We start from the raw sequence: 9,140 nt of genomic DNA on the forward strand, positions 1-9,140 counted from the left end.
ACTACTTTTGCGCCGCCCAATGGCCGACTTTTACTCCGCCGTTGACACATCAAGTGCTTATGATACATTCAATTTGCCCTGAAACGTGGAAAGCTCTCAGGAGATAGTGTGTTAATATCACGCTGGCCCCAATCCTGATGGTGCATGTTCTCCCACATATATTCTGCTCCTCTCTGTACCTGAGCAGTCAATTCAGGGACACTGAACCCTTTCACCTCTCGATCCCGCATCACCCATTCACCATCAATCATGGTAGAATGCAAATCCTCGGACTGTGCAGAGTACACGATATTCCGAATTGGATCCCTCAAAGGTGTCATGGAAAGGCTCGAACCCTTCCAGAACAGCATGTCGGCTTTTGCACCAACTGAAATTCTGCCCAGGTCATCGCGGTTCAGCGCTTTGGCACCCGCAAGTGTGGCTGAATTGAATACATCAGCAGCCGTAGCGACTTCGGTCTGTCGATCTATAATCTTGCTTACAACAGCAGTCCACCGAAGCGCCTCAAGCATGCTCTGCGGACAAGTGTCGGTTGCCAAGGTCATGTTGACACCGGCTGCCAGATAACGTGAATAGCTTTCCATGGCAATACCACGGCGCGCAAAAACCCAGACCGCATGTGCAACATTTGTCGCAGTATCTGCCAAAATCTGAATATCGTTAGACGGATAATTTGTCCAACTGGATCCTCCAGGCAAAATGGCATGCCCAAGAATGACGTTGGGACCAAGAAACCCGATGCGCTCAAGCCACTCTATTGGAGTGCACCCGTGGCGCCGAGTCATTTCCTGGAACTCTACAACTGATTGTGACGTATGGAGCGCCAACGGGACATTCATTTCGCTAGCAACGGCACACGACTTCTGTAACATCTTCTTGGAAACGGTATCCACTTGAAGCGGCGTCAGAAAACCACGAATTCGATCATTCTGCTTTCCTTCGACCCTGTTGATGAAATCTACTGCACGCTGAAAAGCTGCCTCGCCGTCGTCGTCGAACCATTCATAGTCCACCGTTCGACCATTATTTGTCAGCCAGCGGCCTGATTTATATCCTTCTCCGACATAAGCTCGAAGTCCGCACTTACCTGCCTGTTCAACTACAAAATCTCCATGCCCGCCTATTTCCATAATTGTAGTTGTGCCGCTTCGAATCAGTTCAGGAATAGAAAACGCTGCACACGCACGTCTCGCATCGTCAGTTATCGCTCCATCGCGGGCCGTTAGGTATTCGAAAAGCCCCGAGAGATAGAATTGGCGCGGGCCTCGGTCCTCTACAAAAGACCGGTCGAGCGGTGACTCGGTCAAGTGGGCGTGAGTGTTTATGAAGCCCGGGGTCACGATAGTATCGGGAGAATCGATCGTCTCGTCGACCTCACCATCAAATTCTTTCCCCACAAAAGCGATCTTGTCATCCTCGACCATTATCACGCCATTGCGAAGATATTTGTGACCATCATCTTGGTGGGCAATGATATGTCCGGCCTTGATAAGCTTGCGAGTCATTTTCTTCTCCTTCTTGCTATCTTGTCGATGATCAGACCACTTGACACCGTCGCCAGAACTCAACAAAGCTGATCATATTCTCGTTCACATTTGGCTCTTTTGAGTGCTTGCCGATTGAAGGAATTGCCTCACTACAAGACACTTGCACGCGTCCTCCGGCGTTTCTTCCGGAGGGTTTTCAAGATATCCAACGTCACACCCGGATTTCTCCCTGAACTCAGATCGTTGATGAAATATTTCGAGAAAAGCTCATTGGAGCGATTTCATCAACATTTCGGCCGGCGTAATCAAGTTTTGGGACCTCTGCGATCATACGATGCTGCGATTTTTCAAGGCGTTCGCAGGCGTCGTGCATGTCAAGTGTGAGCACCTTTCGATTTGCTACGACCTGACGGCCACCAACATAAACGTCGAGAACCGCCCTGTCAGAAGCGGCATAGACCAAACTGCGCATCGGATCACGTATTGGCCTCATCGCGGGATGTTCTAGGTCCAGCAATACGATGTCGGCCTTGCATTTCGGGGCCAGGCGCCCCAGGTCTCGGCGCCCAAGGGCCGACGCCCCGCCGATGGTCGCGGCATTGAAAACATCTTCTGTCGTCGTTGTGAAAATATTCTCTGCGGCAATTCGGGCGCATATCGCCGCACAACGCATCTCTTCGATCATGTTGTGGGGATTGGTGTCTGTTCCAATACCGATCTTGACACCTGCACGTCTATACTTGCCGAAGTCTTCAAGAGTTTGCCCATACCGCGAAAAAACATTCGGACAATGTGCAATCGCAGATCCGGTTTCGGACAACACTTCGAGATCGCGGCGCGTATGCCAATGAAGCCATGAATGCTCGTCGATGAATATTGCATGACCAAGAAGGCAATTTGATCCCAGAATACCAATATCGTTTGCCCACTGAATCGGAGTTTTTCCATGCCGCTGGACCATGATATTGAATTCCATAACGCTTTGAGCGATATGCGTTGTCATCACCAAGCCACGCGCGTCAGCGGCGGCCTTGGCTGCGCGTAACAATTCCTCCGAGCATGTATCAATCTGTGCCGGGTAAAACATCCCGGTCAGCAGTTCGCTTGATTCAATATCATCGATCAGCTTGACTGCGTCTTCCAGCCCACGCCATCCTGCGGCCTCATCCCAGTGGAATTTGACCTCATGACGATTGTCCACATACCATTTAGCAGATGCAAAAAATGGTGCCATCCAGACGCGCAAGCCGCTTTTCTCGGCAAGATTTTTCCATCCGTCATATGCTATTGAAAGGTCCGCGACACTTGTCACCCCACTCAACAAAAGTTCCGAGTACGCGAGTTCCGCGCCGGCCCTTTGACCGTGTTCATCCGGCATGAATACGGCACACCGCTCATACAGTCCGCTCATGTAATGCTCGGCAACACCATGCTCCTCGCGAATACCCTTGTAGCTTGGTTCCATGGACGGGTGAGTATGGACATTAACTAGCCCAGGCATTGCCATGATCTGCCTCCCGTCGATTTCGACATCTACGCGCCCGGTATAGTCCGTTCCCACATACAGGATCGTATCGCCGGAAAAGACCAGATCTACGTTGTTTCTGTAAAAATGCCGGTTCTGTGACTCACTCCAGCAAATCGCCCACGCACAGCTTCTGATACAGGTGATCATCAGTTCCTTGCTCCGAATCTTGCTGATGTATTCCCCCCGGATTTGTCGAGATTGTGCGCGTCTCGAGATAAGGGGCGAAAATTTCGGAAGTCCCAATCCCTGCCCGGCGCCGATGCAAGTAGCATTCGGGTATATTCTTCCTGTGGGTCCTGAAGAACCTTATAGGTCTCGCCTGCCTCTACAACATTACCGTGCTGCATGACCAGAATCGTGTCACAAATCTGGGCCGCGACCCGGAGATCATGCGTAACGAAGAGCATCCCGATGTGCTTTGCGACTCGAATGCTCTCTAAAAGATCCAGAACTTGCTTCTGCACTGAAACATCGAGAGCTGAAACCGCCTCGTCGGCTATGATGACATCTGGTTCAAGCGCCAGTGCTCGAGCGATTGCGATCCGCTGCCGCTGTCCGCCAGAAAACTGGTGCGGATAACGTTTCATCGATTCTGGGTCCAATCCGACAAGTTCAAGGAGTTCGACGGCTCGAGCGTTTGCATCGCTTCTGCTCCAGCCGAAATTACGCAACCCTTCGCAAATGGACTCTCCCACCGGAAGACGGCCGTTAAGCGAGCGATAAGGATCCTGGAATACAATCTGAATGCGACTGCGGATAGGTCGCATTGCCCGCTGTGAAAGGTCCGCAATATCGTCATTTCCGAGTTGAATCCGACCAGACGTTGGATCAATTAGCCTTACAATACAGCGGGCAAGTGTGGATTTCCCGGAGCCTGACTCCCCCACGACACCGACAACTTCGCCCTGACGAAGCGAAAGACTGGCATTCTTGACCGCGTTGATTGTTCTTTTTGCGCCGAATAACCGTGTGTCGCTGTAGGTCTTCTGCAGATCGGTTACTCTTAGGGTCGGGGCACCGAAAGTGCGTGTCCGGTCACTTGGGACAAGTCCAGGAACCGAAGACAGAAGCATTCGTGTATAGGAGTTTTGTGGGTTCGACAGGATCTCTTTACGCGTTCCTGTCTCGACGACTTCTCCACGGTTCATAACGACGATGCGGTCGGCGATTTCCGAAACCACACCGAAGTCGTGCGTTATGAAAAGAACGGCAGTTTCAAGATTTTCTTGAAGTTCTTTCATCAGAGACAAGATCTGCTTCTGGGTTGTCACGTCCAGAGCCGTTGTCGGCTCGTCAGCGATTAGCAGCCGTGGACGAAGTATCAACGCCATACAAATGACTACACGCTGGCGTTGCCCACCTGATAGTTGATGCGGGTAGGCATTGTACAAGGTTTTCGGATCAGGCAGATGAACTGCCCGCATCATTTCAAGGACCCTATTCTTTCGGGTTTGTCGTCCGCTCACTCCATGAATCCGAAGAACCTCTTCGATTTGATCGCCCACCCTTTCGACAGGGTTTAGCGCTGTCATGGGCTCTTGAAATACCATGGACATAGAGGATGCACGTAATTGACGCAGTCTTTCCGGCCGGGCCTGCAAAATGTTTTCGCCATCCAGAAGGATCTTGCCTTTTGCACGAAGCGCACCCTTGGGAAGAAGTCCCATGACGGCGAGCGATGATACAGACTTACCGGAGCCGGATTCCCCAACAATACACACCGTCTCGCCAGCCTTAATCTGAAAGCTGGCATTTTTAACGACATCATTCCTTGTGTTTGCTACGTTTACAGTGAGATTCTCGATCTCGAGTACTGGGTTCAAAGTCATAGCCGTCGCACCATTTTTGGATCGAGAGTGTCACGAAGCGCATCACCTATTAGGTTTATCGACAATACCGTCAAGGCGAGGAAGACTCCCGGGAAGAAGATGAGACCGGGCAGTATCTGAAAATATCTGCGACCTTCTGCCATAATATTGCCCCAGGATGGAATTTCAGGAGGTAGTCCAACCCCCAGAAAGCTCAAAATTGATTCGGTCAACATTGCAGAGGCAAGAATGAAGGAACCCTGAACAATCAGCGGAGCCAATGTGTTGGGGATCATATGTCGGACGAGCAACTTGGGCAGCGGAGTCCCTAAGGAAATGGCAGCCTCGACATATGGCTCAGTTCTCAGATTGAGGATCACCCCTCGCACCAAGCGTACAACGCGCGGAAACTCCGGCACGATGATGGCCACCAGAACCGCTGTGAGGCTTGCGCCTGCAAGCGACACCAGCGCGACAGCGAGCACAATAGATGGAATCGACATTATTCCATCCATGACGCGCATGATTATCACGTCGGCCATTCGGAAATAACCAGCTATCACTCCGATCAGCAAGCCCAGCAGGACCGATGCAATCGCCGCAACAAATCCGACGACAAGCGATGTCCGTGCGCCATATATTACACGAGAAAAAACATCCCGTCCGAGTGAATCCGTGCCGAAATAGTGTTCGGAACTGATAGTGCCCAAACGGACTGCGGGATTTATCGCAAGAGGGTCGGATGTTGCAAGAAAGGGAGCAGCTAGAGCCATCACGAACATGGACAGCATGATGATTGCAGCAATGGACACGGGCCAATTGTTCAGCAGGGTTCGAATGCTCTGAAGGATAGAAACCTTTGCAGGCGCATCCTGTGCTGATTGGTCGAGAGTTTTGGTAACCATCTTTATTGGCTCCTGACACTTAGTATCGGATGCGCGGGTCGAAGACGGTGTATAGTATGTCAACGACAAGGTTGATGAAGATATAGATAGCCGAGAAGAGCAGTATAAGCGCCTGGATCAGGGGATAATCTCGTGCAAGCACTGCTTCCAGAACCAACCTTCCAAGCCCGGGGATATTGAACACGGACTCAGTGACAACAACACCGCTCATAAGAAATGCAGCTCCGATTCCGACGATGGTCACGATCGGGACAGCTGCATTTCGGAGCGCATGCCGCAAAAAGACACGACTTTCCCGCAGTCCTTTTGAACGCGCAGTTCGAATATATTCTTCTCCGAGAACTTCAAGAATACTCGATCTTGTAATTCTCGCGACGAGTGCGATGTTGACAGTGGCGAGGGAAAGCATTGGAAGCACCAAGCTCGTGAACCATGGCCCTATGCCATTTGCAAGTGGTCGGTAGCCCTGGATCGGGAACCATCCGGCCTTGACTGAAAAGGTGAAGACTAGTGCATAGGCTATAACGAAAACCGGCGTCGAAAACCCCAATACAGAAAAACTCATTACCAGTCGATCGAGAACAGAGCCGTGCGACCAAGCAGCGAGAAGTCCAATCGGAATTGCAACTGAAACCGAGAATAATATGGTCAGGATACTAAGTGACAGTGAGGGGCCAACCCTACTTGCAATCACCTCAGTAACCGGCACTCGCGAATGCAAAGAAATGCCGAAATTCCCGCTGAGCATTTGACCGAGCCAATTCAGAAATTGAACTGGAATTGGGCTATCAATACCCATCTGCTTTCGCATCTCCTCGAGTTGAGCTTCGGTCGCTCCATCACCCGCCATAATCAATGCGGGGTCGCCAACAGAAAGGCGCATGAGGAAGAAGACAATAAGGGCAACCACCCCCATTACGGGGATGGTTGTGATGATACGCTGAAGGATATAACGATGCATAGGCGCCTTATTCCTTAGAGATGTTCCAGAAGACTGGTACCGGCGCAGAAACAGTTCCGCTTACGTTGGAACGCACCCCGGTGGGCCTGGTGAACTGTCCAAGAGGAACAGAAGCGCCCTCCTCGAGCACACGCTCATGAATCCGTTGAGCGATCTCGCGTCGTTCACCCTCGGTGCCAGCCGCAAGATACGCTTCGTTCGCCTCGGTTATTTCCGGGATATCCGGCCAGCCTGCCCAGGCTTCAAGCCCATTGGCAGTCACGGTCACGCTGCGCGCAGGGTCTTGAATCTCGGACGTGTGCCAACCGGTGACAAAGATACTCCACCCCCCCTCGTCTGCTGGTGCCTGGCTCGAGCGACGTGAGAGCATCGTCATGAAGTCGGTCGACTGCACATTCACGTTGAACCCTGCTGCGCGCAACTGCTGGGCCATGACAATCGGCGTGGCATTGAGAGTTGGAATATCAGTCGCGTGAAGAAGCACGACCAGTTCGTCATTGTATCCCGCTTCCTCGAGCAATTCCCGAGCGCGATCAATGTCCGAATTGATAATCACGTCCGCGTGTGCATCGAACTCATATGTCAGGCCGCACCCGAACAATGAGGGGCAAATCTGATAATAGTCTGGTTCGCCGATCTGTGCCTGCAGGGTGGATACCTGGTCTACAGCGTACATCGCAGCCCGACGCACCAGCCTGTTGTCAAAAGGCGGGTGCAACTGATTGAAGCGGTAGAGGTTCTGATACCCCACCGGATCGAGTACCTCGACCCGCACACCATTATTGCCTTCGACCATCCGCAGCAGGTCATACGGAATAGCTTCAAGGAAATCGATCTCGCCGGCAAGCAGAGCGTTCACCTTGGTCAGCTCATCCGGCATCTCGATGCGCTCGATACGCTCAACGTTAGCGACCTTGCCACCGGCAAGCCCGCTCGCGGGCTCATCGCGCGGAAGGTATCCATCGAACCTCTCGTAGACCACCCGCGCGCCAGGTTCGAATTCACTGGCAATAAAGCGGAAGGGACCCGAACCGGTGTAGTCATCAATCGGCTCGCCCGGCTCCAACTCTGCGACTCGCTTGGGCACGACGAAAAGAGGTAGACCACTGGGCTTGGCGAAAGCCGTGAGGATCAGGTCGGATGCGCTTTTCAGCTCGACAACGAACTCGTTCTGAGCGTTAATACGGATTTCTTCAACCTGCTGCATGAGCGCGCGCCCCATCCGGTCGGCCCGCCCCCACCGCTCGATGGATGCAACAGCATCTTCTGCAGTCACAGGCTCCCCGTCATGCCAGATCAGCCCTTCGCGCAGTAAAAAGGTATAGGTCTTTCCGTCTTCAGATGTCGACCATTCGGCCATCTGCGGTCTGACATTGCCATCTGCGTCGATGGCAATCAGGGTATCATATATCTTGTAGCCATGGTTGCGCGACTGATGCGACGTGCTTATGGTCGGATCGAGGGCGCCGAGACGGCTTTCCATTGCGATCGTCAGGGTTTGCGCTCCTGCGGCGGTTCCAAGCAAGAGGGCAGCAATACTCGCCCCGGCTAACAGACTGAAGTTCCTCCGACGTTCTACATTGGTCATTTGGTCCCCTTTCCAGACTATCCTCAACACTCGGTTGATTGTTGATCGCGTCACATTCTGCATATGAAATCTGTCATCTCACCTTGCCATGACCCTGTGGACGGCGTTGCGACTGCGTATCCTCACTTGCGCGGCAACACAAAAAACATCCTAGGTAGAGAACGGATATTCATATACAGAACGTTCGCATGGCGGATTGGGATGTGTCAACCAGAATTTTCCAGATGGTGTCGAAGTGCCATCCTTACACCCGGAGACTGCATTCAACGTATTGTTATATCGTCATAAAACTCAGAAAATGATAGCTGCGTGACGGTTGTCGCTCGGCTTTTTCACTCGCGCCGGTCTGGCGCAGCAGGCAGGCAAAGCCCCTTTGCAGGCATCATGTAGAGTGGCATTGAACAAAACACTTCTTCTCGGCAAGGTATCCGTCCGGTGCTGATGCGGTTTCAGTCGTTTTCGGCCTGCCAGTTCCAGGGCATGAGTTCGTCGATGCGGTTGATCTGTAATCGGGCAGGCGCTGGAGGACCCATGTCAGCCATGCTTCGGGGTCGACATCGTTCATCTTGGCGGTCTCGATGAGCGTGTATCCGTCACGCCGACCGCCAGCCACACCCGCGTGTTGCTGGGCACCGGGATCATTGCGCCAGTCCCTCGACCAGCGCCACGATCGCCGACAACGCGGTCGGACCCTCCACCAGTATCCGTCGGCCATCCGACAAGGTGATGTCGACGCGCTGCGCAGTGACGCAACCTGTCGAACGGGTGACCGAAGTGGGGGCCGTTGGAGCAGGGACCACACCCGCAATCTCGACAGGATGAAGTGGTCCCGGAAAATCGGACAGTCAGCTAAGGTGTATCCC

At 52.7% G+C, this 9,140-nt stretch carries 6 protein-coding genes and 1 pseudogene; all 7 read right to left on the reverse strand.

Annotation, left to right across the window (positions count from 1 at the left end):
- Nucleotides 1–68: 68 nt before the first annotated feature.
- Nucleotides 69–1,505 (reverse strand): amidohydrolase family protein, encoded by a 1,437-nt coding sequence (locus NDI72_RS21440; RefSeq protein ID WP_283801728.1) that lies wholly within the window; start codon nucleotides 1,503–1,505, stop codon nucleotides 69–71.
- 217 nt (nucleotides 1,506–1,722) lie between these two features.
- A complete protein-coding gene (locus tag NDI72_RS21445; RefSeq protein ID WP_283801729.1) occupies nucleotides 1,723–3,162 on the reverse strand; it encodes an amidohydrolase family protein in 1,440 nt (479 codons plus the stop codon).
- A complete protein-coding gene (locus NDI72_RS21450; protein WP_283801730.1) occupies nucleotides 3,162–4,844 on the reverse strand; it encodes an ABC transporter ATP-binding protein in 1,683 nt (560 codons plus the stop codon). The genes NDI72_RS21445 and NDI72_RS21450 overlap by 1 nt, the downstream gene beginning before the upstream one ends.
- A complete protein-coding gene (locus NDI72_RS21455) occupies nucleotides 4,841–5,728 on the reverse strand; it encodes an ABC transporter permease (protein WP_283801731.1) in 888 nt (295 codons plus the stop codon). The genes NDI72_RS21450 and NDI72_RS21455 overlap by 4 nt, the downstream gene beginning before the upstream one ends.
- Nucleotides 5,729–5,747: 19 nt before the next feature.
- Nucleotides 5,748–6,689, reverse strand: a complete 942-nt coding sequence (locus NDI72_RS21460; protein ID WP_283801732.1) for an ABC transporter permease — start codon at nucleotides 6,687–6,689, stop codon at nucleotides 5,748–5,750.
- Nucleotides 6,690–6,696: 7 nt separating this feature from the next.
- Nucleotides 6,697–8,277: an ABC transporter substrate-binding protein gene (locus tag NDI72_RS21465; RefSeq protein WP_283801733.1), complete on the reverse strand. Its 1,581-nt coding sequence runs from the start codon at nucleotides 8,275–8,277 to the stop codon at nucleotides 6,697–6,699.
- A gap of 449 nt (nucleotides 8,278–8,726) precedes the next feature.
- Nucleotides 8,727–8,884: pseudogene (locus NDI72_RS21470) on the reverse strand (transposase domain-containing protein); the annotation flags it as partial.
- Between the last annotated feature and the right edge of the window lie 256 nt (nucleotides 8,885–9,140).

It is taken from the genome of Nitratireductor sp. GZWM139 (assembly GCF_030068685.1).
Lineage (GTDB): Bacteria > Pseudomonadota > Alphaproteobacteria > Rhizobiales > Rhizobiaceae > Nitratireductor > Nitratireductor aquimarinus.

What these genes read in the sequence shown, in the direction of transcription:
- NDI72_RS21440 (WP_283801728.1), bottom strand. Translation starts at nt 1,505, where the DNA reads ATGACTCGCAAGCTTATCAAGGCCGGACATATCATTGCCCACCAAGAT.
- NDI72_RS21445 (WP_283801729.1), bottom strand. Translation starts at nt 3,162, where the DNA reads ATGATCACCTGTATCAGAAGCTGTGCGTGGGCGATTTGCTGGAGTGAG.
- NDI72_RS21450 (WP_283801730.1), bottom strand. Translation starts at nt 4,844, where the DNA reads ATGACTTTGAACCCAGTACTCGAGATCGAGAATCTCACTGTAAACGTA.
- NDI72_RS21455 (WP_283801731.1), bottom strand. Translation starts at nt 5,728, where the DNA reads ATGGTTACCAAAACTCTCGACCAATCAGCACAGGATGCGCCTGCAAAG.
- NDI72_RS21460 (WP_283801732.1), bottom strand. Translation starts at nt 6,689, where the DNA reads ATGCATCGTTATATCCTTCAGCGTATCATCACAACCATCCCCGTAATG.
- NDI72_RS21465 (WP_283801733.1), bottom strand. Translation starts at nt 8,277, where the DNA reads ATGACCAATGTAGAACGTCGGAGGAACTTCAGTCTGTTAGCCGGGGCG.